The sequence below is a fragment of the Butyricimonas sp. BSD2780061689_150309_C8 genome (assembly GCF_015560935.1).
In the GTDB taxonomy this organism is placed as follows: domain Bacteria; phylum Bacteroidota; class Bacteroidia; order Bacteroidales; family Marinifilaceae; genus Butyricimonas; species Butyricimonas paravirosa.
The window spans coordinates 29,781-54,578 of sequence record NZ_JADMSV010000011.1 but is presented as its reverse complement, the minus strand read 5'-3'; the positions used below and the strand labels follow the sequence as shown (position 1 = coordinate 54,578).

Genomic DNA, 24,798 nt, shown 5'->3' with positions numbered 1-24,798 from the left:
AAAAATGAATAAATCAGAAAATTTAAAATGATTCCGCACTCCCCGCATGGGCCCTACACGAAAAATGCAAGAAACTTATTTTAATTTAGAATGAAAACGCAGCCCCGTGCGCTGAAATCTAAAATCTAAAATTTAAAATTAGTAGAATTTAATCCAGTCCGCCACCCTCAATGCCGGTCCCGGATCAACTTTCCTCGACGTCACGTCCGAATGCCCCACGATGTCCCCGATGGGATAAGTATCCACCAGCAAACCACACACCTCGTTCAACACCCGCATCTGCACGTCCGTGTAATCATGCCAGTACGTCGGCACCTCTCCCGAATCTTCCGTGTACACTTCCCCCACGAGAACCTCCTTACCACATTCCGCCACGAACTTTCCCCCTTCCAGTCGCAACTGCCCCAGGTTATCCAGCTCAATCCCGATCGAGTAATGATTCAGCTCGTTCCTTCCCCCGTAACTACTCTTCCCGGCATGCCACGCCTCGATATTAAACGGCACCATCTGTATCACCTGCCCGTCCCGCCCGATCACCACGTGCGCCGATGCCTTCACATCCGGCTTTACCAAGAATTTTGCTGAAGACATGGCATCCATACCTGCCGTGTAATGTAAAATAATCATATCCGGCTCTCCTAGTCCACGTCTATTCTTCGGGCATTCCAGATGAATCACCCCACCACCCATTAACCGGTGATTGACAATTGAAAAAGATGAATTAGAACTTGAAAATACATCCATCATAAAAAGTTTAAAGTTTAAAATTTAGAATGAAAAAGATTCCGTGATTGCCGATTCGATGATTGGGTGATTAAAATCACTTCATCGAAAATCATTAAATCACTTAATCGATAGGATCTAAAATTGATTAGTTTTTATCTTTTAGTTTTTATCTTTTATCTTAAAAATGGCCCCCGCCATTTTTTCCCCGCTCCTCCCCACCACGTACCCGCCCAACCCAATCTCCAACAAATCCCAGAACCGGGAAGTATCCGCCAGCATGGGCAAACTCGTGAAAGTGCCAATAAGTACAATAACAGCAAATATCAACATCACCAATGGCCGCCACGAACGCTGTAGCCAATTCCCGGCAGCCTCGGCTCTTATCACGCCAGCCCGAGCTTCAATCATTTCACGTTCCCGCTCGTACACCAATCTCAATATCTCCGCCTGTAACTCTTTCTTCTCCCGCGCCGGGAGCGTCACGCCATTAATCACCCCGCTAATAGCATTGACAACATCTGCTATCGGCTTCATTTCCTCCCCTGTAAACGTACATACTGACTCATAGATAACTGCTTCTCATCAGGCGAAATAAAGAGACAATACAAATGCAACGTTTCCCCCTTCCACCCGTCAATCGTGAAACTCGCCGCACCATCTTTCCGCACACCCCCAGTATTCTCCAACACCCTCGGACAAAACGCCCGCCCTTCATGTAACACGACCACCATCAAACGATCATCATCCTCCACAAATCCTCGTCCACCCACCTTTTCCCATTGTAATAAAACACGACCTTCCGGATCAATCCCTCCTCTTAAATGAAACACTCGTTGCCTCTTTCCCGCAGAAAACTGAAGTTGAGAGAAATCTCCGATACACCCATCCGCACAGAACACCTTCATATTTTTTTCAAGATAAAACGTATAACCATTGAAACTGTTTCCTTGAGCAGACACCTTCAATACCCTCCTTAACGAAGTCTCTTTCAACTTCTGGTAAAACCGGATTGCAACTAAAAATCTCGCCCTAACTTCCTGTTGTTTCATTGTCTTCGGATTATTCGCTCGAAACGTTCTTCTTGCATACGACTTGTTACCTATTTGATAAATAATCACATCCCCCAATTTCCCGTTTAATCCAAAATCATTTTTAACTGATGCCATAATTTCTCGTTTTTTAAATGAATACTCTCTCTCATTTTTCTAACGACAAAACTACAACACCTTCGAAACTTCATCACTACACACCATCCCACGTGTGTTCCTATCTTCCCACAAACCACTGATTATTTCTAATAAAAAAAGAGGCCCAAGCACATCGCTCAAGCCTCTTTTCATCAAGCATCTTTCTTATCCCGTTCCTGTTCAATCAAAAAGATCAACCGTTTCAGGAAAATCACCAGCTCGTTCGTCCGTTTAAAAATATCCCGCTTCAACTCCCTGTGATTCGAAATTTTTACCCCGAACGCCCGTTCGGCCAACCGGATAATCTCTCGATACTCCATCAACATCCCGTCCGGCGTGCGTAACACCTTCGCCAGATAAATTCCCAGCATCAGTTCCGCTATCTCCATCTTGTTATTGTTCGATGTCCAGACCGCCAACGGTCCATCATCCGAACTCCCGGCATACCTCTCCGGGTATTCCTGCCGCTCTCGGGAAAACCGGATCTCGGCCTCTACCCGTTGTAACACGGCCTCCACGCAATACCCGAGCATTCCCTTTTTTCCCCGATCCGTCACTCGCTTGGCACACTTCATCCCAAACGTGCAGGCGGATTCGTACTCGTTCCAACACCCGCACCTCTTCCTTATAGTTCTTTTCCTTGTCACACATCCGTTCCAAATCCGCCACGAACTCCCCGACGACCAGTTCTACCTCATCTTTCGTGACATCTTTTCCACCACACTCTTCTAACCAAGAGAAAAACCTTGCGTTTAATAACTCTTTCATAGCTTAAATATAAAAATTTATAAATTAAAAAACCTCGGACACTCTTCGTCCGAGGTTATATCTCCGCTTAAATACAAATTTGTAAATCTTAAACCAATAACTTTTCCGATTCTTTCGATTTCAAGAATTTCTCCAACAACTCCACCTGTTTCACCGAGTGTATGTCCCCGGAAAAATGATCGATCAACCTTGCCACCAATAACTCCCTTGCCCCTGCCATTGCCTCTTTCCCGTAAAAACCCACAAACGACAGCAAGTTCACCTGTATCCGGCATCCCCGTCGTTTCAATTCCCACACCCGTTCCGTCAGATGTTTTGCGTAAAACGGGTAACGCTCCGGGTGTGCCAGCACGGGCGTGTAGCCCTTGTCCTGCAGACGAAAAATCACCTCCTCGAAAACCGGAGACGGGGCCACGAAACTATGTTCCACCAGCACCTTTCCTCCGTGAAACGAGGCGATATTCCCTTGACGGATCAAATCTATCATGTATTCACCGATCTTGTATTCCGCCCCGGCATCCGCCTCGATCTCGATTCCCTCTTTTAATAAACGTTCTTTCAGATCGTTCAGTTTTCCAAGAATTATCTCCGGCGTGTTCATCGGTGATGGAAAAGAAATATGAGGAGTAAAAGAAAACTGTTTCACCCCCAGTTCCAGCATCTTTTTCACGATCACCACGGAATCCTCTACCCGTTTCACCCCGTCATCCAATCCCGGTAAAATATGAGAATGGATGTCATGATCATAAGAAAAATATTGCTTGTCCCTTCTTTTAAACCAGTCCATGATCGTTATTTTTTCTTCTTTTTATCCTTGCCATCCTGTCCGTAACCATAGCCATAGCCGTAACCGTACCCGTAGCCATAACCATACCCGTAACCACCGGAACGACTAACCTTGATCCCGTTCACCACGATTCCCAGGTTCGCCAAACGACCACCCTTCTCCAGGTCGGCAACAACCCTCAGACCTTTTTTATCAAGCACGTTCGCACGAACCACGTAAACACAAGCATCCGCGTACTCGCTCAACGAGAATCCGTCAGCCAGGATACCCAGCGGCGGCGTGTCAAGGATAATACACGAGAACTCGCTCTTCAAACACGCCAGCAACTCTCCCATCCGGGGACTAGCTATCAACTGTGTCGGGTTCGGGGGGACCGTTCCTCCAAATATCACGTGCAGGTTATCGTTTACCTTCTCAACCAGCATCCCCGAGTCATCAACCATCCCGGCCAGGTAAGCCGATAATCCCTTCCGACCTTCCCTCTTGAAGTACTCGTTTAACCTCGGGTTACGCAAGTCACAACCGATCACGATCACTTTCTTTCCCGCCCGGGCGTAAGCACTCGCTAAATGCGCCGCAACCAAAGATTTTCCTTCACTCGGTATCGTCGATGACACCATGATCACGGGCGTGTCCTTTCGCTTGATCAGGTAATTCAAATTCTCCCGGATCAACTGCATCGACTCCGACATCATCCAGTCCTCGCTCTCTATCGACGTTTTCTCTTCCGGCAATTGCGGCAAAGTTCCAAGTAACGGGGCATTTACCACTTTTCCCACCTCATCAGCATTTCTCACTTTTGTATCCAACATATCCGCCACGAACATGATTCCCACGGGAAGCACCACTCCCATGAACATTCCGAACAACAATATAAGCATTTTTCTAGGAGCCACTGGATGTTCCCCCGGATCCGGATTCTCTATGATCTTAGCCATCGGCACATACATCAACTTGGCGATCTCCGCCTCTTCGCGTTTTTGCATTAAGAACAAAAACAAGTTCTCCTTCAACTCCTGCTCTCGGGCAATAGAACGATACTGCTTTTCCTGTGTCGGCACAGAAGTTAATTTATCCTCCACCTGTTGGCTTTCCCGCTCCAAACTCTTAATCTTTATATCCAATCCATTCTCCACGTTAGCAATAGCCGACCGAATACTACTCTTTAAATCCCGTAACTGAGCTTCCAAACCCAACACGATCGGGTTACTTTCCCGAGCCGATTGTAACAATTTCCCTCTACGAAGAATCATCTCGTTATACTTACTGATACCACTATTAAGAGATTCATCTGTCAACCCTAACTGTTCCGGTAATATTCTAAACTCTTCTCCTCGTCTATCTTCCAAGTAAGCACGCACACTCTTCACCACATCCATTTCGGTACCCAATTTCAATAATTCAGCATCAGTCGCCTTCTTTTGTTCCATGGCAAGAGCTGCATCCGACGTCAAGTTAGTTAACTGGTTCGTCTTTTTAAATGTTTCCGCACTATTCTCAATATCCCCTAATTCCTGATTAATGACCCGAAGACGTTCGTTGATAAACTCAACCGTCTTTTCTGACACGAGTTGTTTATCCTCTATACCATTTTGGTTGTAACGCCGAATCATCGTGTAAAGGAAATCTACCCCTTTCCCCGGATTCGTTTCCTTTAACGAAACACCCACAGCGCTAGCATTTTTCTCCAACAAACTTATCTCCAAACGCTTGTGAAAATCCGTTGCTGCTTTCCCGTAAGTTAATAAATCCACTCGAATCTCATCTCCAACTTGTAATAACGAATCATTTTTTTCCACGGTCATACGATAGTCTCCCATTGATATCGCTTGAGAAAAATTCCCCTCGAACATCACGTTTTTATCCGCATCCAATACCTCAATCTTATCTGCCCCCTTTGCAATCACGTAAAAGGTTGTATCCTTGATATTCTCCGGTAAATCCACGAGCATTCGAAAAGGAGAATCCTTGTACAGTTTCTCTTCTCTCAATACCTTTTCCCTCGTATAATCCACATTTAGTTCCAGCTCTTTTACTACATCCAATATCAAGTTCTTGGATTTCAACTCCACAATCTCATTCTCCACCATCATCGTTCCTTGAAACAACCCCAATTCCTTTAACATCGGATTTACCCCGACCTCCCCTTTTTTCGAATCGCTAATCATCACCTTCGCCCCCACCTTATACACCGGGGTCGAACTAAAACAAATATACAAAGCAATTAGGGCGCATAACGGTATACTAATAGCAAACCACCACCAACGGGCCAAAATTTTATAGAAAAAAGTTTTCAGATCAAAATACTCCTCTTCTTCTGTCTGTAACAAATTATTATCTTGATTGATCATTTTCATATACTATTAATCTGGAACTATCTTGTCAAAGAAATCAAGGCCACGATTGTCGACAAACTCGATAAAATATAAGGCAAGAACGTACTGACACTTCCCCCGGCAATCCGTCCTTTGTTCGGTTCCACGTAAACCACATCATTCTGCTGCAAGTAAAAAAATGGTGAATCAATAAAATCACTTGATGTCAAATCTACTCGGGCAAAAATCTTCTCATCTCCTTGCTCCCGCATCACCAAAACGTTTTTCCGTTTACCATTTATTTGCAAGTCCCCTGCCATTCCAAGTGCATCCAACAACGATACCCGCTCGCTAACGACCTTATAGCTACCGGGAGCTTTCACCTCCCCTAATATCGTCACCTTGAAATTCTGGAACTGAATAGTCACGATCGGGTTCTTCAAGTACTCCGACAGCTTCTCTTTCAACATTTCCGCCAACTCGTTTCTCGAAATTCCCTCGACCTTCAATTTCCCCAACACGGGAAAATCAATCTCACCATTCTTATCCACGAGATACCCCCTCGGAATTTGCTGGCTAGAGGTTGTATTTACTTCACGCCCCAAACCAATCATCGGCGTGTTAAAGGGTAGTGCTGATTCCAGATCATCACACGACACTATAATCGACAACAAATCATCCGTATGAATCACGGTTTTATATTCACACTCCGCTTTAATCCGTTTGTTTACATCAACATCCTGCAAATACACCACCTTCTTGCTCGAAGCACACGAAACAAACAATCCCGCAGCCCATATCAACATGATCACGTTCTTTATCAAATGCATATTTTAACTATTTACAGATACAACTTTTTATCTCACTCACAATATAAGCTACATCCTCATCCATCACACAAGGCCCAGCAGGAATACACAATCCTTTCTCGAATAATTTCTCCGAAGTTCCATCCACGTAACAAGGACTGCCCGCAAACACCGGCTGCAAATGCATTGGTTTCCAGAGTGGCCGGGTTTCAATCCCTTTACGATCCAAGAACACTCTCAATTCTTCACAATCCACTCCTGTCTCCTCCTTATCTATTAGTATTGTACATAACCAGTAATTAGCATTAAACCGCTCGTCTGGATTCGATTTTAACTCGATCCCTTTCACGTTGGCAAATGCTTGTTCGTATAACTCATGTACATGACGATGGTGAGCCACATGCTCTTCCAATACAGTCATCTGTCCCAACCCGATCCCGGCACAAATATTACTCATCCGATAATTATAACCTATCTTCTCATGCTGATAGTAAGGGTACGGTTCCCGAGCCTGCGTAGCGTAAAACATCGCCGCCTTTTTCGCCTTTTCATCAGGGACAATCAATGCCCCGCCCCCCGAGGTGGTGATCATCTTGTTCCCGTTAAAACTCAACGCCCCGAACTTCCCGAAAGTACCGCATTTCTGCTCCTTATATTCCGATCCCAACGCCTCTGCGGCATCCTCCAACACGGGGATCCCATATTTCTCGGCCACAGCACAAATCTCGTCCATCTTTGCCGGCATCCCGTACAAATGCACCGGGATAATCGCTTTCGGCTCCCGTCCGGTTTTTGCGATCCGGTCTCGTATAGCTTCCTCCAGCAACACGGGATTCATATTCCAAGTATCCTCTTCCGAGTCCACGAAAACAGCCGTTGCTCCCAAGTAAGTCACCGGATTCGCTGATGCGCAAAACGTGAAACTCTGGCAAATCACCTCGTCCCCCGCTTGCACACCCAATAAGATCAATCCTAAATGCAACGCCGCCGTCCCCGCACTCAACGCCACCACCTGTTTTCCCTCATTCTCAATTTTCAACTTTCCATTTTCAATTAGAAAGTCCTGCAAGGACTTTTCAAAAGCATTCACGTTCGGTCCCAATGGAACCACCCAATTCGTATCAAACGCCTCTTTAATAAAGTCTTGTTCCTTGCCGCTCATGTGTGCCAAGCAAAGATAAATTCGTTTTCGATCCATACATGTAAACAGTAAACGTCCCGCCACGGGCCATCACGAGATTCATTCATCCCGTCCCGCTTGAAACTCTATATTGAAATTTTTTTAATAATTATCTTACGTACAATTCTTTTATTCCTTGCAATTCCCTCTTTAAATAAGAATCCAACCACTCATAATACATTTTAATCTTCCCGTCTCTTCCTTTCTCGTTTTTCAACTTCTCTTTTAATCCAATTCCACGTTGAAACACCTCTTTTCTCACGGGATCAATGCGTTGTAAAATTCCAGTTCCCTCTATATTTTTTAATCCTGTTGTATTTATATAATACCTCATATCACCATAAGTTGCAGCAATAAGTGTTTTTTTCAATTGAAGAGAAAAATTACAAAGCATAGATTTTTTCTCTCCGTTCCCTGTAATTATTGAAGGCAATTCTCCCGAGGTCGACAACCAGACAGGTATCGCCACCGATGTCAAAGGGAAACCAATTATCGTCCACATCGTTGTCATCCCCGAATCTTCATTATTTTTCACCCCTTGAATGACAGCAGCAGCACTTGTGGAATAGCGATTTATACAATCCTGAAAATACATATAATGTTTCTCATGTTCCCGTGCATTTTCAAAATCTTGAAGTTTCTGCCCACTTAAAGAATTTTCCAAAGAAAAACAAACAGAATTCAATAAAAAATTAATATCCAATCTTTTACCTCCATAACGTTCTAATATTTTTTCAACTGTTTTATAACGTATATATCCATGCCCTTTCCCCTGCAAACCGGATAAAGAATAGTTCGTGCGTATTAAATAACCATTAGGAGCAACTCTGGCATCATTTACATCATAACAAACATACGTGAAATTATTCGTCTCAAAATACGCCCCATTCCCTCTCGCATCAATAACACCAAAATTCACCCGAAAACCATGAGGTTTAGGATAATTCTTCAAAAAAGACTCAAACTCCTCCACGGACGCACAATTAAGTAATGCCTCCTTCATAAACACCCCGGACATATTCGTCTCAACCCGAACGGAATCACGCAAATTTCCTGAATCAGTACTCATAATTGCAAATCCTTCTGAATTATATCCCATCCAGATCGTTTTATTCTCCTTATACCCGGCATTTACAATCGCCATAGCCGAATATTTCCCGCCAGACAAATAAAGAACTTTCTTATTCAATTGTTGCTCATTGTCAAAATGTTTCCACATTAACGGACGCCCATCTTTTGTCACTTTCCCCGAAATAATAGCAGAAGTACAAGCTCTACTTTGATAAACAAAACAAACAAAAAATATAAACAAGAAAAATTTCATTTCAAACAATCTTTATTTGATTTATCTCTCAATTATTTCACTACACGCCTTAATGTACATCTACCACCGTCATCTGAAATCAGATCAAAACCAGAGGACAAATACAGATTGAATGCAGCAACATTATCTCTATAGACAACCAAATCTACATTCAAAAAATTTTTCATTTTAGCGTAATGCACAACAGCATCTATCAAGCGATAAGCTAAACGTTTCCCTCTAAACTCTTTTTTCGTATGCACTAACGTAATAAAACCTTTTCGACTCTCAACATCATAAAAATACGAAGCCACAATTCCTGCCACATGACTGCTTGAAACAACGACAAACATGGTCGATAACCGACTAATTTTCTCTGCAAAAGCGACCAAATTTACTCGCACACTAAGTGGTTCATAAAAATCACTATCATAATCACAAACGTATTGATAAAAAAACTCTTCTCGAGGCTGCCCGATATAAATACTCACATCTTCATTTATCTGAAGTTTGGATTCTACACCCCTGAATACATTTTCTACCTCAAACATAATTAATTGGTCGATTATTTACATATCTGCCGTTGTTGGCTAAGTTTACTGGTTACCTGATCTCCCGTAATAACTTGAACATCCTTACGTGTAATCACATTCACGACCGTACGTAATACAATCTTTATATCCAAGCATAATGAAAGATGCTCAACATAATACACATCCATTTCCAACCTTTCATCCCAAGAAAGATTATTCCTTCCATGCACCTGTGTATATCCCGTAATACCTGGTCTAACTACATGTCTCAACTTTTCTCGCTCCTTATAATAGGGTAGATATTCTGTTAGCAAAGGACGAGGCCCGATCAATGCCATATCACCCATCAATACATTAATGAATTGAGGAAGCTCATCTATAGATGTTGCCCTTATGAATCGTCCAACAGAAGTTAAACGCTGTACATCCGGAAGAAAATTTCCATGCTCATCCCTCTCATCTGTCATTGATTTATACTTGATTATTTTAAAAATTTTCCCATTTTTACCCGGGCGGGATTGGCAGAAAAAAACACCAGCTCCTTTATTCGCAAAATGCAACCAAATGGTAATAATCAACAACAAGGGACTCAAACAGAGTAGGACCACCAATGAAATAAAAAAATCAAACAAGCGCTTAAAAAAATACTTGTACATAATCACTCATAAGAAACTAACAATTCACTTTCTCTATCCAAAATAATAGGTTCTATATCAACGTCTCTCAAGAAAATATAAGGTTTTTCATAGTGATAATAAGGTGCTCGTTCTATCCCATAAGCATTCCCCGCCTCTATATAACGCATGGAATCTCCAACCAAGTCAAAACCGATTTCAGACATAATCCCTGTATAAGCCATATGGCGAATATTACACTCCGTCACCTTCATATTTCCTTCCCGATCTTCCTTCAAATCGAAACTCAATACACCATGAGCCTTTAAGTTCAATTTATTACAAATATATTCAATACAGCTATTACAAAACGACAAGATTCGATCCTCATTCAAAAAACGTCCAAAAGAAGTATTACCAGTAACTTTAGAGGGCACCAAATTAGCCATCACATACTCTACGCATTCCAATGCAGCACCCTTTAAGTATTCTCCATCAATATATAACATCTGTGTGGCAAGATGGCGTCCAGTCAAAAATTCACAAACAGTAAATTCGGGAATTTCTTTATTGATAAAAAGCCAAGATTTATAATTATCAATACTATCCAATCTTAACGAACCAAGTCCCCCGGAACCTTTCGTCGCCCTTATCCAACAAGGGAAACCTATTTCTTTCTCAACCTCTTCAAAATGTGGATTATCTTGAGTGACCTTTATCGTCTTGGGAATATACACAGAACCATTCAAGATGTCTGCCATGATCGATTTGTCCATCAAAGTTGTTGCCAATTCTAACGGTGGTATAAAAGTAGGACAAGGGTAAGTGCCATGTTCCTTACGATACACTTCCCAGCCGATAACTTCAACTTCCGGTTGCACAAAAGCATAATCAATGGATTCTCTCTTGATCAGGTTTATCACGAATTCCCAATAAGCAGGATTATCCATCCTTGGGGCAACATATCCTTTGTCAATTAAGCCTTGCATATAAAAACCCAATGCTTTCGGATTCGCATCAATACCTATAATCTTATAGCTGGGATAATGCTTTTTTATAAATCGAGCTATGGAACGAGGAGTCATTCCACCAATACCTGTAATTAAAATTGTTTTCATTGGTACAATAATCTGATTAGATATATTTTGATAAAATCTTTTTCAATCCTGTTCCTGCCGGCATTTGCCATACTCTTGCCCCCCAATCATGATTTCCTTCAATCAAAATAGGCCCATCTTGCTTTATGGCAACATCCCAACCTATTGATTTATTATCACCGTATTTAGAAGTAGCATTCACACAAAGTTGCCGCACCTCTTTCCAATAAGGAACTCTAAAACCCTGAATTTTCATATTTGAAACAGGATGAACCTTATAATCTGGTAACGTAATATCAAACGACACTCCGTCCGATTCTATTACTCCTGTTTCCACGTTTATTTTAGCAGTAATTCCACCGGAAGATAAATTATCAGTATTTTTATAAATCCCCATTCTTAAGCTGGCTCCGATCATATCAACACCTCCGTCTTGATTCAATTGCGTGATAAAACGCACCGTATTTAAACTATTGGGAGCCAATCGTTGTAAATCATTATGCTGATAAACAAACTCTTCTAAAATATCAAAATGTAACTCTTGAGCAAGTTGCAGTATCTTTTCAGGAGTATTTCCCGCAATTCTCAAAATTTTCACGTTTTTCCCTCCACCTCCCGTGGAACCTTTCAGAACGATCTTCTCTTTCCCCGCAATAAATGCGGCAATATCTTTAACAGATCCCAACAAGGGATTCATCCACGAACGTCCTAAAAATTCCTTATAAGCATCGAAAAACTTAATTTTATCAGATAGTATCACTCGTTTTTGCGGTGGATTATTTTTCTTCTGAAACTCATACATAAAACCCATAGAAGCATACTCTCGCCTCTCTTTCATGGGCTTTTTGTAAAAACCATAATAATAGTACTCGTGAAAAGCCGTACCCAATCTTAACGTTGTACAAATCATATCCCATATTTGATACCCACAGGATAAACCGTAAGCTTTCTTTACGAAATTACGATGCTCTCTCAATTTACACCAATTGGTAATCTTGAGATAGTAACAAAAATAAATGAGATGTTTCATGTTTAACAAAATATCTAACAATTGATTCTATTCTTCAGTAGCCTCCTTATTCAATTTGCTAATTCTTCAAGATAGAATTTTTACCACAATTCGCTTTATAAGTATAGGCCCCAAAACCAACAATGAGAAGTATATACAAATAACAATACCAAAACATCCAGGCTCTATGCAAAAAAATAATAATAATAATTGGTAAAAAAAGGCACAAATACCTCACTCTTACTTTCATAAATATGACATAAAACGTCAAACAAACCAAAAGCAAGCCGATAAAACCACTATCATATAAAAACTCCCGATAATCGGACAAAACTACATTTTCATTCACTTCCAAAGCAAACGTTCCATGCCCCCATAATAAAAGAGGAAAAGAGGATTTCAAAAATTTATCATAAATAAATAGAGCCGTATTATTCGTTCTACCATCCAATATATTTACTTCTTCCACACCGAAATTCCTTCCGATTGAATATTCCCACACGGCATTTAGCAAAACACTATCGGCTAAAATCAAAAATGCAAGTAAGATCACAACCGCACAAACATACCATTTCCAATGAAATTTCCGAATGATAAACATATTATACACTTCTAAAATTACCAAGATCACAAAAAAGGCAGTTGAAAATGTCATACATCCACAAATTACTAAAATTGGAGTTCGCTTAGCATATAATAATTTTTCCATGGACAATGTTAATCCTAAAAGAATTCCAAAATGCCCCGGCTCCGTCATAGGTCCCGTCGTTCTTAAAAAGTGGAAACCGCCTATATCAAAAATAATAGTATCATACGAAAGAATAAAACCATATACTCGGTAAATAATGTGTTTGTTCAAATGGGCAGCAGAAACCGGTTCCATTTCAAAATAAGGTAGAGCATTAGCGGGAAGAAAAAGTAATAAAACAGACAATAAAACAGAACTGGCTGCAAAAAAAATCATCATTTTCCGGAAATAATCAAATGTAATATAATACACTTGATTATCAAAAAAAACAATAAATACGCTTGTTAGTAAAGGTAGAAATATCTTAGCAGTCCAAGAATGTCCACCTACAGGTAACCCAAAAGAAACCCCTAACAAAAAGAAAAGAAAAGCAAGAATATACCGCTGTTTTGTAAACACTAATTGTCTTTGCATATACGACAGAGTAAATACAAGTATCATCAAGAACAACGATAAATAATGCAACATTATTTCCATTGGCAATAATCTCAAAACAGGGGGACCGATCATCACCAACAAACAGAAACACAAGAACAATGCTCCTATCTTCTTTACATTTATTTGTAACAAATCATTCATCTACAAACATAAAAAAGAACACTCCTACCATTCAGTATATCAAACAATAAAATATTTTTCAAAAGACTTAAGACCTCCATGAACAGCTTGCAACAAAGAAATCTCCCACAATCCATTACCCTCAATAAATACCGGTCCCTTTTCTGTTATGGCTATATCCCAACCGACAGAATGACATCTATACATCTTTGTATGTAATTCTAGTGCGAGGTCAACAGCTTCACGGAAAAAAGGTATCTCATAATCCTTAAATACGACACCCGAATCCAAGTGCCTTTTAGTTATCGTCCCATATTGTGGCTTTAAAAAGCCATTTTCCAATAACCTACCTTTTTGCATGTCTATTCCAACAAACGTACCTCCTTTCGCCCAGTTATCCACCGAACTACCTTCCCTTCCGATTCTAAGCCCAGCACCAAAAGGAATAACCTTTCCCTCTTTAGTCATAACTGTTTGTAATCTTATCGAATTTAGTGTAGATGAACATAATGCTGACATTGCAGGATGCTGATAAACTCGTTCTTGAATCAAATAATCTGCAGATAAAATCACCTCCAACAATTCATCCAGCGTCACGATATGACCATTTTTATAAATCTGTTTATTTTTCACCTGCAAAGAGAATACCCCATTCCCCAACTGTCCATCTGAGGGTTTCGCAAAAGCATCCATATCCATGGAAAAAAATATTTTCAATTTCTCTCTATCTGTCACTCCCTCTATGTTTACGAATTTAGAGTCCATATATATGATATTCCGCCCTTTTACAAAGCAGAGCACTTTCGGAGTAGGGATACCAAAACTATTTAAAAATATACTGAAATAGAACTTATCCGCAGTAATACTCCTTCCATGAAATATTCCATACACAGGATTAATCGTATTTAATCGATTTACTTTTTTTTGGAAAAGGTAATATGGAACAATATATGAAAAACATATTTCCCGAATTGACATGTTTTTCCTATCAAATCCATAGGTAAAATAATATGGTTCAAAATCTCTATATCGCAAAATAAAATACAATTGCTCTAAAAATATTCGAACACTCGATTTATGTTCATACTCCATATAATAAGATGGAGCTATTATATAACGATCATAATGTTTTATTAAAACAATAAAACTTTTCAATCTTTGATATAATCCTCTCATAAAATATATTACAATTTAAACTTCCACAATGTAAAATATCAACAAACACATTTTATGCTGTTCTAAATTTTTTAATCACCTCAACTCCCAACGTCCGGAATTGATTAAACGAACTTAAATTAAAAACACTTGACAAGCTTAAATAAAGAATCATGAAGATAATCGTAACGCTTAAGCCTTCGAAATAAATATTCAAGACGACAAGATTACTCAAGAAATAGGTAATAACAAAAGTTAACAAAACAGTAATAATTATTGGAAATAAATCTTTTATCTGAGATTTAATCCTATACCCCACATATCTTGATACGAGATATGAATTTATAAAATAAAGAGAATACGCTGTCAATACCCCTCCCCACAATAATCCATACATACCAAAACAAATTAATCCTCCTATATTAAGAATCAAACCTAAACTTCTTTTTATAATAGTCCATTTTAAAAGGATATCACTTCTCCCAATTGCAGCAACCGCATTATAATTTATCATTTGCAAACAAATAGCCATTCCTGCAATACAAAGAATCTGGAAATAAGGAACACTCGCAACCCATTTGTCTGAATACAATAAGATGATAAGAGGTTTTGCTATAAGAATTAATAACATCATCAACGGGAACACAAGAAAAGCCAATGAAGTTATGAATCTTTGTAACACTCTAATCATAGATAAATTATCGTTTTGAAACTCAGAAAGAACAGGATAAGCAACTTGATTAACCACACTGGAAATACTTGTGGATGCAATCTCTTCTAATTTTCTTGCTTGCGTATATAACCCCATTATTGCCGGCGAAAAAAATTTTCCTATCAATACTCCATGTATATTATCACAAAACGTATTTATCAAACTTGATAATAATATAAATCCACCAAATCCAAATAATTCCTTAAAAGATTTTTTTGAAAATAAAAAAGACGGAACCCATTTATTGAAACTCCAAAACAAGATGGCATTAAACAAACTAAAAAGCAATTGTTGTGCGACCAAAGCCCATATTCCCCAGCCTATCCATGCAAGAACAATTGTTATTACAACAGAAAAAAGCGATGCGGTTAAATTCACAGACGCTATTAATCTAAATCTCAATTGTTTACGCAATTGATTACATTGAATTATACTTAATGCATTTAAAATCAACACACCTCCTTGAACTCGCAACACGGGAGTTAACAAAGAAATCTCATAAAAGTCTGCAATAAAGGGGGCTGTAAAAAATAAAATTCCATACAACACAATAGATAGAAATAAATTCCAATAGAATATTGTAGAATAATCTTCTTGTGTAGGTTCTTTCTTTTGGATCAACGCCGAACCAAACCCTCCGTCTATAAATGTGTTGGCAACCGCAATAAAAATCAACAACATCCCAATACACCCATAATCGTCCGGAGTTAATAGTCTTGCCAAAACAATATTTGCAACAAAAGCTATAGCCATTGTTCCAAACTTTTGCATAAAACTCCACAACATCCCTGAAATCGTTCTTTCCCGTAAACTATCAGACATCACTTATTTCCCAATGTTTCTTTTATAATCATTCCAAATTCCTTTCCGATTAGTCAATTGTACTAAAATTGGATCAGGCCGACTATTCCCTTCTAAAATAATAATTTCGCTATTTTTCCCTATCACTACATCCCAACCGACATGCCTAACCTGAGGTAACACTCTCGAAGCCTCTGTCACAACAGCAAGTATTTTATCCCAATGTTCAATCTTATATCCGATAATCTGTTTACTCGAATACGGATGACATAAATAAGTCTTATAATTTGTATCTATCCCGGGGGATACTACTATCCCTGTTTCCACATCTACACATGCAGCAATTCCCCCGTTATGAATATTATCCGTATGTGAACCATTGTTCCCCCAACGTACTGCTGCACCCATAATCCTCGTAACTTGGTCTGTTCCCAATAACGTATAAATTCTCAAAGTGTTTATTGCGTGAGGATAAAAAGATCTCATCTCGTCACTTTGAACTAACAACTCTTCCCCAACCCACCTTTCTTTTGTTTTTTGTAGCTTTGTCTGCAATGATGTAAACCATTCAAATAAATCATCTTCTTTTGCAATTTTAACAATTTCAACTCCACTTCCTTCACTTCCTAAAGTTGGTTTTATTATCATCTGTTTTTCTTTTAACAAATCAAAAAAAACATTAAATTCATAAAAAGAACAAGTACTTAAATTAATCCAACGACGTTTTATAAATCGATCATATAACGTATTAAATTCTATTTTATCAAAGACCAAACGCCGATATTCTTTTTGGTTACATATATTATAAATTCTATCCCGCTTACCTCCTACGATGAATTCTTTTCTGCCAGACCGTCTCAATTGATCAAAACGATAATTCCAATACTCTTCAACCCCTAATTTATAACATCCATAGGCAAACATATAATCCACCAAATAATACACCTTCCACCACCAATTTACCTCATCAAGCATCAAATCCCTCAACCGACAAAATTTACAGTATCTTCTTTTCCACTCTTTCATCACGTTTATTTTTTAGATTGACGCACCATTTCCAATATTTCATCCGTATAATTTCCCAATGCAGGGCCTATCAATTGGTATACTCCCGGAGAATGCAAGTTCAATTCAATCAACACGACCTCATTCTTGTCATTCACCGTAAAATCCCACCCGATTATTCTCGTGTAAGGCAATGTCATGTGCATACTCTTAGCTTCAGCTACAATTTGTTGAAATAGCGGAACAACAACACCATCATATTTCAAACCAAAATCATTCTCTTCATATACACCCGTGGGATTTATCCCGTATGCCGGAGATTTCAATTTACCGGAATTCTCTATCTCACAAAAAACGCCACCTACTGAAACATTATCAACTTTTGAACCTTTACGTCCCATCCGAAGCAATGAAGTTAGTACCACCACTTCATTTTCCCTTCTAAATGTTGTTAAGCGCACAGTATTCAAGGATGTCGGATTCAATCGGCTCAATTCCGGATGTTGTATCACGGCTTGTTGCACGATAAAATTCTTTTTATATTTTTTGAATAACTCCTTTACAGAACAATTGTCACTATCCGTCTTCCCCTGAACAGACGAGAAGCGAATAACACTTTTACCTTGAGCACTCTCTACCGCCTGTTTGATAATAGCATCAGACAAATTAGAACATATATCTAGCGCCCGCTCTTCTGAAATGACTTTCATTCCCTCGTAATAAAAACCATTTATATTTTTCACAATACTTTTTGGCTGAAGTACGTCAGGGAACAAACGTTCAGTGAAATTCTTATCCGCATACGCTTTTGTCACGGAACGATCATTCATCAAAGGCAAAATATCGGCATAATATAAACCTAACGGCACGTATTTCGGAGTGAAACATCCATTTATCGAATAATAATACTGATGCCAACGTGGATTTACAGCATTCCCCAAATGTTTTTCATAATAAGAACGGATCTCTTCTTTCTCTTCTTTTGATAATTTATTCAGTTTCACCCCAGAAACCATTTGTTTATATATCCTTCTCTTTTGATATTTTACCCATTCTTGAGACAACTTTTTCATTGTCGCCTTGAAAAGATGTTTTACACTTTTCTCCATAATACAATTTTAACGATATTTTTGCATCTCCCTAAGCAAACGAATTACATTGCTCCGATGATTTTTATTCCGTATATATGAATAAACTAACTTAGAATTATTACTCAATAAAGCTTTAACCACACTTTTCAAACACCCCAAAAAATTAGTTCGCAAACCGACAGCAACAAGAGATGAAACCATCCCTCCCATATATTTTGTTTTCCACAAATTATCCGTTTCTTGCCGAACTTTCGGTTCATAAAGTTTACTTTCCTTCAAAAGGTCACAAATCTCTGTCGTATGAATCAACATCTTCTCTGAAGTATCAATACTAATTTTTCTGTTTCTATCATTCAATATATTGTACACTTCAAATTTTAGTGAATTATTTTCCTCCCTAATCTCCAATACCACAGCTAGACCATTATACCAATATCGTTTAGATGCCTTATAATCAGGTGTATTTTTAGAATTAAAAAAGAAATTCCCCAAACTATAAAAAATCGGCCTACCTTTATACACCTCCCAACCTTGCGGTACATGCGGATGATGTACAAACACGCCATCAGCACCATAATCTACAAAATCTCGATAACGCTCTCTTTGTTCCGGAAGCGGAATATCTATATATTCAATCCCATCATGCAAATAAATAAACAAATAATCTACTTTACTCTTGGTTTCCAAAATCAAATGATTCACCCGTAAATGATCCATTTCCGCACAACCAAATTTACCAGTACTTAAATCCCAAGCACCAAAACTCGCATAAGTCAAGGCCAAAATTCCAATAGAAATACCATTCACCTCTGTTATTTCCACTTTATAAGCCTCATCAAATGTTCCCGCACCAATTACTTTCGCCTTACGAAAAGCTCTTTGGGTCGCCAAAAATCCATCATCACCATAATCAAAAGCGTGATTATTTGCCAAGGAGATAACATTGAAACCCATGTTTTCTATAAAATCTGGTACATCCGGGTGTTGCTGTATATTAGGCGGTATTTTATTCAATTTTCTCCCATCACTCTTCACCGGTCCTTCAAAATTACATATTTTCAAATTACAAGAATCAATTAACGATCTTAAATCTGACGCTATGGAAATAAAAGATGGAGATGGAGTAGAACAAAAATCTCCACAAATAAAAAGCCTTACCTTATTTTCTGACATACAAAATTGATTTCACATTTACGACTTATAACCTCCCCATTTTATAAGAAACCTTTCCTACATCTTCCAACTTCTTCCATTGTTTATAACAATCTTGAATTTCCTTTTTCCATCCATACCCCAAAAACAATTGCCCTGTCCTATCCCAATAGTCATTAAACTCCACAACGAGAGGTCCTTCCGGAGTTATTGCGATATCCCAACCAATGGCTTTCAAATAAGGTATTGATTTCTGAAATTGAATAATTTCATCTGTTATTTGCTTCCAATTTTCGATAAATACCCCCTCCAAAAGAGTACCACTATCAGGATGATGGGTTATGGACCGAGTTTCTCTCCACTCATCAAAAAGAGTTACATTAAAAATTCGTCCAGTTTTAATATCAACCCCAGCATCAACATTACCACCAGCACCCGCATTATCAACACAAACTCCCGCCCGACCAAACTTCATCCATATCGCAATAATCTTTACATCTCCCGTTGGATATAATGTAGTCATAAAGCGAATGGTATTCACAGAGGATGAGTTAAATGAATCAAACTGTTTGGTCTGATATATTTTACTTTCAAAAATAAGTGGCTCGTATTCTTTCAATCTATCCTTCAAACAAACTTTACGACCATCAAAAAGATGTAAGATACAATCTTTATCTGTATACTCTATATCATTTACAACGATAACTCCATCTCCATGAGATGTTTCTGTACTCTTAATGACACAAGAATGTATATTTTTAGACTTCAATATTGCCAATACGGAATCATAATCACAAGCAATATGATCATTTTTTACTCTTCCTTCCGGATGATAGTAACAATACAACTCCGCTTTCCTGATATTATTTGCCCCTAATATTAAATGAGATAGATATTTATTACGAGCTAATATATAATACTTTTTAGGATTTAACAAATTCAAACAAGGACGCTGCTCGACTCCCGACAAAAAAGAATCTCGAAATTTTTTCCCTCGACTTTCAAATTTGAAATTAGAATACTCTTCTATACTGATACCTTTTTCTTTTTTTAATCGTATAAAATCTCGCAATAAAAAGAAATACCCCTTTCTAGAATCCTTATGAACATCTCGCAAAAAAGACAAAAATACTTTTATTTTTCCCACTTTTCTTCCCATAATAAAGTGCAATATCATTTAAATAGTCAACAAACCTCATTCAGAATATACATAATCTCGCAAATAAGCAAATCGTTCCGTCAACTTTCCATTCTTCAAAATCGTGGCACGATTTATCACATCACTCTCATCCGTATTGCCACGTAACATATCATTAATGACATGCTTCACGAGAGCTTTTCCAAAATAATCACTCGTGTCTAAAGCCAATGCGTTAGGCAATGTATCAACAGCCATTACCGTCACATTACTTTCAGAAGAAAACGCAATTTCCTCCATTTCAGTACAAGGATTATAATCATAGAATGGGTCTTTATGTGTCGACGGACGAAGTGTTGATTGTACACTTCCCATGATATCACAAGTAACATCTCCGATAACTTTAATCTTTACCTCCGGATTACGTAAATTCTCCTTCCCTAAATAAATCGGATCTTCAGGTCCCCAATAATGGCAAGGAATAAATATATCGGTAACCTTAGCAAAACGTAAAAAATTACTTTTATATAATTCCGGATGAGAATGAAATTCCTCTCGATCAAAAATAGATTCATCATCTATACGACAAACCGTATCAGGCAACTTTGCCACAGTATAAACGGGAAACTCAAATTCCTGCTCTAAAAATTCTCGTGGAGAAACTTGCTTTATTCCAACCTCATCCAAAAAGTGTTGTGCCCCATGCGATACCCGACCATTACCAGTTACAATAATTTTTAATGCAGGCAACTCCACAACCTTCACTTCACTTTGCATCCTGATCAAGGTGAATTGTTTATCCGGTTTGGGTAATTCAAACGTCCTCATGCGCAAACCGTAAGCCCGCAACGTATTGTATACCCCAACGACACCAGCCCACCAACCAAAAGCACACAATCTATATCCCTTTTCATCAACCAAATATTCGTAATCAGAAAAAGTAATATTCAATTCCATCATTCTTTTCAACAATGGCTTATTGTAAGGTTGCATTTTAGCTATATGACCAAAGAAAAAATAATGCTTGTTAGGTATTAAAGATTCAATGTCAGCTTCTTTTATCCCGAAAAGAACATCACAATCATCCACATGATCAACCAACCTAATCCCTTTCAAAGCATACTCTTCATCTGAATACACTCTAATATCACTCTTTTGTACTACAAATTCAACATCAGGAAACTTTTGCTGCAAATCAACGATCTCTTGAGGTGATAATGCCACACGATTGTCTTCAGGAACTTTTGTTTCTTTAATAATACCAATTCTCATAATTATTCAAGCAATAATTGTTATTCTTTTTTATCTAACTTCTTAAACTCCGAATTCCTCGACTTAAACTCCGGCACCACCTGTTTCATCAATCGCACGGAATCTTCCACTTTCACCGCCAACGCCAATTCTGCCAACTTATCATAAGTCTCTAACACCTCTTTACGCTTGTACTCCCGAACTTTAGCCACCCGAATCTTATCATGTCCCGTGGGTACCGTATTTTCCTCGTTACTTAGTACTTCCTCGTACAGTTTCTCTCCCGGCCTCAGACCGATAAATTTGATCTTAATATCTTCATTTGGCGTATACCCGGCTAATCGAATCATTCTTTCTGCTAAATCCACAATCTTCACCGGATCACCCATGTCAAAAACAAAGATCTGATTTCCTGTACTCATCGTCGCCGCATCCATCACCAGACGACATGCCTCCGGAATCGTCATGAAAAAGCGAGTGATCCTCGGATCGGTTACCGTAACCGGCCCACCTTGTTCTATTTGTTTTCGGAAATACGGTATCACACTACCGTTACTTCCCAGCACATTCCCGAATCGGGTGGTCACGAACCGGGTCTCTCCCTTGATCTCACCTCGTTCCATCGCCAGTCCCAAACTCTGCACATATATCTCTGCCAAACGTTTCGATGCCCCCATCACGTTAGTCGGGTTTACCGCCTTGTCCGTCGAAATCATCACCATCATGTTCACCCCGTACTCCACGCAAAAGTCCGCCACGAGTCTCGAACCAACCACGTTCACACGAACGGCTTCGCAAGGATTCTCTTCCATCAATGGAACGTGTTTATAGGCCGCAGCATGAAACACTACCTGCGGGTGAAATTTCTCAAAAGCTCCTTTCAAACGCTCTTTCTGCCGGACATCACCGATAAAAGGGGTAAATTTTAGGCTTGAAAAATTCCGTTCCAATTCAAGACGGAGTTCATGCATCGGGGTCTCGGCATTATCAAACAATACCAAATGAGCTACACCAAAAGTTGCCAGTTGACGACACAACTCGCTACCGATACTTCCGGCTGCCCCCGTTACCATCACGACCTTTCCGGCAAAATTCGCCTCAATCTCCTTTGTGTTTATCTCGATTTCCTCCCTACCAAGCAAATCCTCGATCCGGATTTCTCGGATAACAGTTTTCTTCAACCCGTCACCCAAAACGTTTATGGGTGGAGCCACCAAGTTTTTCACTCCATAAGCCTGACAGTAACGTACCAACCCTTCAGCCTCCCGTTGAGCTGTTTCCGGAGAAGGAAATAGCAGACCATTTATATTGTATTTCTTCACGAAACAAGCAAAATTAGCCTCGTCTTCAAAATAATAAACCGGCAGTTCCGAAATGGAGTAAGACTTAAGTCGCTTATCCGGATTCACGAATCCCACCACGTGATAATGCTTACTCGTGTGCATCCTTTTCTTCAACGCCACACTTTTATCATCCGTCCCGTACACCAGCACCCTCGTTTTACTTGAACGATACAGCGATATTACCAAATCATAAACAAGCACAAGCATCACCCGGAACCCGATAAGAACCACCGTTGTTACCAGAAAATCAACAAGAAAACACGCAAAAGCATGGTTATTGAACATCCGGGAAACAACAAGAGAAACTAATCCTAGTAAAAGCACCTCCTTAAAAAAGATCGCAACGCCCATCTTCCCGATACTTTTTATGGTGGCATGGCGAATTATATTTTTGTTCACTCCCAACGCCATAAACACGAGCAGACTGATCAAGAACGATCCCACAATAACGAACAAGTAAGCATTCCTTGACAAGTCGACAATAAAATTGTCTACAAAAAGAAGAGCCACGAATGAACTTCCCACGGACAACAAAATATCCACGAAAAGAACCGTCCAAGAATCAACGTACTTTTTTCTCTCGCACAAACGATCACAAATGGAATGAATGGAGTATCTCATTTATACCAAACTTCAAAAAGGAGCGTCCCCTCCGGTATTAATAGCTGATCCGGCTTAGAAGTACCGTTGAGGGAGACGCTATAACCGGGGGTTGCATCTCCCGGAATCTGAGATTTATATTGTGAATCACGTCTAAATTATTCCTTCTTACCATACAATTTGTCATGGATTGCAAACTCCCGCCTAGCCAAGATACAAAACACCCGGCCGAACAACTCCAAATCGTCACGAGTAGACAGGGCAAAACGTTCTATCATTTCCTCCTCCTCCTGCTTTACACTGACGGCCAACCGAACTCGCTCTTCGGCCAATCGTACCCGTTCCGGTTCCGGCAACTCCATTGCCCCAACAACATCTTCATAAAAACAGAATGTATCCCACCATGCCATCAATCCCTGACGGCCCAAATCACGAATAGAGCCAAGCGCCTCGGAAATCAGGCTACCAGCCAAAACCCCGTTCTCCATTTCACCCGTGAAATAGTAACAATTACACAACAATCGGCAAATATTCGGAGTACGACACGGTAAAACAATTTTGTCACTTCCCCACGGGGTAAGTATGTCATAAGCCGCATCCAACGCCGTGTTTAAGAAATTCAAGTCTGAATATAACTGGTAAGCATCCATCAAATCCACCACGTAACCGGCCCGAACATCTGCAGGGAGGTTTTTGTTTCCAGCCAGAGGCTCTATAAACCGGGCGATCTCACGCACTCGTTCATGAATTTCATACGTCTCCCCGAAACTCTCTTCCAACCAAGGATAGACGCGAACCATCGAGTACACGGACAAGTAACCATGCAAGAATCCTGACAACGCCGGGGAGGGACAACGCCCCATTTCTAACTCACACGACCGTTTATACAATTCGTGAAATAAACCTTTTTCCATTA

General features: G+C 39.5%; 24 protein-coding genes. All 24 read right to left on the bottom strand.

Features of this window, described 5'->3' with window-relative positions:
- Nucleotides 1–138: 138 nt before the first annotated feature.
- The 24 genes from I2I33_RS10300 to I2I33_RS10185 all read right to left on the bottom strand — a co-directional run bounded on the left by I2I33_RS10300 (nt 139) and on the right by I2I33_RS10185 (nt 24,796).
- Complete coding sequence (locus tag I2I33_RS10300) at nt 139–747, bottom strand: N-acetylmuramoyl-L-alanine amidase (protein ID WP_087422558.1); 609 nt, start codon at nt 745–747, stop codon at nt 139–141.
- 138 nt (nt 748–885) lie between these two features.
- On the bottom strand, nt 886–1,260 hold the full coding sequence (locus I2I33_RS10295; RefSeq protein ID WP_087422557.1) for a 3TM-type holin: 375 nt from the start codon (nt 1,258–1,260) through the stop codon (nt 886–888).
- Entirely contained in the window at nt 1,257–1,892 is a 636-nt protein-coding gene (locus tag I2I33_RS10290; RefSeq protein WP_087422556.1) for a DUF6266 family protein, read from the bottom strand. The genes I2I33_RS10295 and I2I33_RS10290 overlap by 4 nt, the downstream gene beginning before the upstream one ends.
- 173 nt (nt 1,893–2,065) lie before the next feature.
- A complete protein-coding gene (locus I2I33_RS10285) occupies nt 2,066–2,446 on the bottom strand; it encodes a hypothetical protein (RefSeq protein ID WP_140402626.1) in 381 nt (126 codons plus the stop codon).
- Nucleotides 2,340–2,681, bottom strand: coding sequence for a hypothetical protein (locus I2I33_RS10280; protein ID WP_087422554.1), 342 nt, complete (start codon nt 2,679–2,681; stop codon nt 2,340–2,342). Before I2I33_RS10280 ends, I2I33_RS10285 begins: the two co-directional genes overlap by 107 nt.
- A gap of 88 nt (nt 2,682–2,769) precedes the next feature.
- A complete protein-coding gene (locus tag I2I33_RS10275; protein ID WP_087422553.1) occupies nt 2,770–3,468 on the bottom strand; it encodes a tyrosine-protein phosphatase in 699 nt (232 codons plus the stop codon).
- 5 nt (nt 3,469–3,473) lie between these two features.
- A complete protein-coding gene (locus I2I33_RS10270) occupies nt 3,474–5,819 on the bottom strand; it encodes a GumC family protein (RefSeq protein WP_087422607.1) in 2,346 nt (781 codons plus the stop codon).
- 23 nt (nt 5,820–5,842) lie between these two features.
- Nucleotides 5,843–6,613 carry a polysaccharide biosynthesis/export family protein gene (locus I2I33_RS10265; RefSeq protein WP_034502565.1) on the bottom strand — a complete coding sequence of 257 codons (771 nt, stop codon included), beginning with the start codon at nt 6,611–6,613 and terminating at the stop codon, nt 5,843–5,845.
- A gap of 7 nt (nt 6,614–6,620) precedes the next feature.
- A complete protein-coding gene (locus tag I2I33_RS10260) occupies nt 6,621–7,790 on the bottom strand; it encodes a DegT/DnrJ/EryC1/StrS family aminotransferase (protein WP_087422606.1) in 1,170 nt (389 codons plus the stop codon).
- 91 nt (nt 7,791–7,881) lie between these two features.
- Nucleotides 7,882–9,096, bottom strand: a complete 1,215-nt coding sequence (locus I2I33_RS10255) for a carcinine hydrolase/isopenicillin-N N-acyltransferase family protein (RefSeq protein ID WP_051465904.1) — start codon at nt 9,094–9,096, stop codon at nt 7,882–7,884.
- A 32-nt stretch (nt 9,097–9,128) separates the two neighbouring features.
- A complete protein-coding gene (locus tag I2I33_RS10250) occupies nt 9,129–9,626 on the bottom strand; it encodes a GNAT family N-acetyltransferase (RefSeq protein ID WP_027201709.1) in 498 nt (165 codons plus the stop codon).
- A 14-nt stretch (nt 9,627–9,640) separates the two neighbouring features.
- Nucleotides 9,641–10,264 (bottom strand): sugar transferase, encoded by a 624-nt coding sequence (locus tag I2I33_RS10245; protein ID WP_027201710.1) that lies wholly within the window; start codon nt 10,262–10,264, stop codon nt 9,641–9,643.
- 2 nt (nt 10,265–10,266) lie between these two features.
- Nucleotides 10,267–11,340 (bottom strand): hypothetical protein, encoded by a 1,074-nt coding sequence (locus I2I33_RS10240; RefSeq protein WP_087422552.1) that lies wholly within the window; start codon nt 11,338–11,340, stop codon nt 10,267–10,269.
- Between the two features lie 16 nt (nt 11,341–11,356).
- Entirely contained in the window at nt 11,357–12,349 is a 993-nt protein-coding gene (locus tag I2I33_RS10235; protein WP_087422551.1) for a sugar-transfer associated ATP-grasp domain-containing protein, read from the bottom strand.
- 58 nt (nt 12,350–12,407) lie between these two features.
- Nucleotides 12,408–13,490, bottom strand: coding sequence for a hypothetical protein (locus tag I2I33_RS10230; RefSeq protein WP_140402625.1), 1,083 nt, complete (start codon nt 13,488–13,490; stop codon nt 12,408–12,410).
- A gap of 204 nt (nt 13,491–13,694) precedes the next feature.
- Nucleotides 13,695–14,810 (bottom strand): sugar-transfer associated ATP-grasp domain-containing protein, encoded by a 1,116-nt coding sequence (locus tag I2I33_RS10225; protein ID WP_087422549.1) that lies wholly within the window; start codon nt 14,808–14,810, stop codon nt 13,695–13,697.
- Between the two features lie 52 nt (nt 14,811–14,862).
- On the bottom strand, nt 14,863–16,287 hold the full coding sequence (locus I2I33_RS10220) for a lipopolysaccharide biosynthesis protein (RefSeq protein WP_255378871.1): 1,425 nt from the start codon (nt 16,285–16,287) through the stop codon (nt 14,863–14,865).
- Between the two features lie 39 nt (nt 16,288–16,326).
- Nucleotides 16,327–17,328 (bottom strand): sugar-transfer associated ATP-grasp domain-containing protein, encoded by a 1,002-nt coding sequence (locus I2I33_RS10215; RefSeq protein WP_087422547.1) that lies wholly within the window; start codon nt 17,326–17,328, stop codon nt 16,327–16,329.
- A 5-nt stretch (nt 17,329–17,333) separates the two neighbouring features.
- Nucleotides 17,334–18,416 carry a sugar-transfer associated ATP-grasp domain-containing protein gene (locus I2I33_RS10210; protein WP_087422546.1) on the bottom strand — a complete coding sequence of 361 codons (1,083 nt, stop codon included), beginning with the start codon at nt 18,414–18,416 and terminating at the stop codon, nt 17,334–17,336.
- A gap of 9 nt (nt 18,417–18,425) precedes the next feature.
- Nucleotides 18,426–19,571, bottom strand: a complete 1,146-nt coding sequence (locus tag I2I33_RS10205; protein ID WP_087422545.1) for a CapA family protein — start codon at nt 19,569–19,571, stop codon at nt 18,426–18,428.
- Nucleotides 19,572–19,596: 25 nt separating this feature from the next.
- A complete protein-coding gene (locus I2I33_RS10200) occupies nt 19,597–20,709 on the bottom strand; it encodes a sugar-transfer associated ATP-grasp domain-containing protein (RefSeq protein ID WP_158572075.1) in 1,113 nt (370 codons plus the stop codon).
- Between the two features lie 36 nt (nt 20,710–20,745).
- Nucleotides 20,746–21,960, bottom strand: a complete 1,215-nt coding sequence (locus tag I2I33_RS10195; protein ID WP_087422543.1) for an NAD(P)-dependent oxidoreductase — start codon at nt 21,958–21,960, stop codon at nt 20,746–20,748.
- 20 nt (nt 21,961–21,980) lie between these two features.
- A complete protein-coding gene (locus I2I33_RS10190) occupies nt 21,981–23,903 on the bottom strand; it encodes a polysaccharide biosynthesis protein (protein WP_087422542.1) in 1,923 nt (640 codons plus the stop codon).
- Between the two features lie 137 nt (nt 23,904–24,040).
- Nucleotides 24,041–24,796 carry a hypothetical protein gene (locus tag I2I33_RS10185; RefSeq protein ID WP_087422541.1) on the bottom strand — a complete coding sequence of 252 codons (756 nt, stop codon included), beginning with the start codon at nt 24,794–24,796 and terminating at the stop codon, nt 24,041–24,043.
- Nucleotides 24,797–24,798 lie beyond the last annotated feature (2 nt).

Bases quoted from the DNA above. Each gene is read 5' to 3' on its own strand.
- I2I33_RS10185 (WP_087422541.1), bottom strand. From the start codon at position 24,796: ATGGAAAAAGGTTTATTTCACGAATTGTATAAACGGTCGTGTGAGTTA.
- I2I33_RS10285 (WP_140402626.1), bottom strand. From the start codon at position 2,446: ATGCTCGGGTATTGCGTGGAGGCCGTGTTACAACGGGTAGAGGCCGAG.
- I2I33_RS10280 (WP_087422554.1), bottom strand. From the start codon at position 2,681: ATGAAAGAGTTATTAAACGCAAGGTTTTTCTCTTGGTTAGAAGAGTGT.
- I2I33_RS10250 (WP_027201709.1), bottom strand. From the start codon at position 9,626: ATGTTTGAGGTAGAAAATGTATTCAGGGGTGTAGAATCCAAACTTCAG.
- I2I33_RS10255 (WP_051465904.1), bottom strand. From the start codon at position 9,096: ATGAAATTTTTCTTGTTTATATTTTTTGTTTGTTTTGTTTATCAAAGT.
- I2I33_RS10265 (WP_034502565.1), bottom strand. From the start codon at position 6,613: ATGCATTTGATAAAGAACGTGATCATGTTGATATGGGCTGCGGGATTG.
- I2I33_RS10205 (WP_087422545.1), bottom strand. From the start codon at position 19,571: ATGTCAGAAAATAAGGTAAGGCTTTTTATTTGTGGAGATTTTTGTTCT.
- I2I33_RS10215 (WP_087422547.1), bottom strand. From the start codon at position 17,328: ATGAAAGAGTGGAAAAGAAGATACTGTAAATTTTGTCGGTTGAGGGAT.
- I2I33_RS10195 (WP_087422543.1), bottom strand. From the start codon at position 21,960: ATGAGAATTGGTATTATTAAAGAAACAAAAGTTCCTGAAGACAATCGT.
- I2I33_RS10230 (WP_140402625.1), bottom strand. From the start codon at position 13,490: ATGCAAAGACAATTAGTGTTTACAAAACAGCGGTATATTCTTGCTTTT.
- I2I33_RS10210 (WP_087422546.1), bottom strand. From the start codon at position 18,416: ATGGAGAAAAGTGTAAAACATCTTTTCAAGGCGACAATGAAAAAGTTG.
- I2I33_RS10240 (WP_087422552.1), bottom strand. From the start codon at position 11,340: ATGAAAACAATTTTAATTACAGGTATTGGTGGAATGACTCCTCGTTCC.
- I2I33_RS10290 (WP_087422556.1), bottom strand. From the start codon at position 1,892: ATGGCATCAGTTAAAAATGATTTTGGATTAAACGGGAAATTGGGGGAT.
- I2I33_RS10220 (WP_255378871.1), bottom strand. From the start codon at position 16,287: ATGTTGTGGAGTTTTATGCAAAAGTTTGGAACAATGGCTATAGCTTTT.
- I2I33_RS10300 (WP_087422558.1), bottom strand. From the start codon at position 747: ATGATGGATGTATTTTCAAGTTCTAATTCATCTTTTTCAATTGTCAAT.
- I2I33_RS10225 (WP_087422549.1), bottom strand. From the start codon at position 14,810: ATGAGAGGATTATATCAAAGATTGAAAAGTTTTATTGTTTTAATAAAA.
- I2I33_RS10200 (WP_158572075.1), bottom strand. From the start codon at position 20,709: ATGGGAAGAAAAGTGGGAAAAATAAAAGTATTTTTGTCTTTTTTGCGA.
- I2I33_RS10235 (WP_087422551.1), bottom strand. From the start codon at position 12,349: ATGAAACATCTCATTTATTTTTGTTACTATCTCAAGATTACCAATTGG.
- I2I33_RS10245 (WP_027201710.1), bottom strand. From the start codon at position 10,264: ATGTACAAGTATTTTTTTAAGCGCTTGTTTGATTTTTTTATTTCATTG.
- I2I33_RS10275 (WP_087422553.1), bottom strand. From the start codon at position 3,468: ATGGACTGGTTTAAAAGAAGGGACAAGCAATATTTTTCTTATGATCAT.
- I2I33_RS10190 (WP_087422542.1), bottom strand. From the start codon at position 23,903: ATGAGATACTCCATTCATTCCATTTGTGATCGTTTGTGCGAGAGAAAA.
- I2I33_RS10260 (WP_087422606.1), bottom strand. From the start codon at position 7,790: ATGGATCGAAAACGAATTTATCTTTGCTTGGCACACATGAGCGGCAAG.
- I2I33_RS10295 (WP_087422557.1), bottom strand. From the start codon at position 1,260: ATGAAGCCGATAGCAGATGTTGTCAATGCTATTAGCGGGGTGATTAAT.
- I2I33_RS10270 (WP_087422607.1), bottom strand. From the start codon at position 5,819: ATGATCAATCAAGATAATAATTTGTTACAGACAGAAGAAGAGGAGTAT.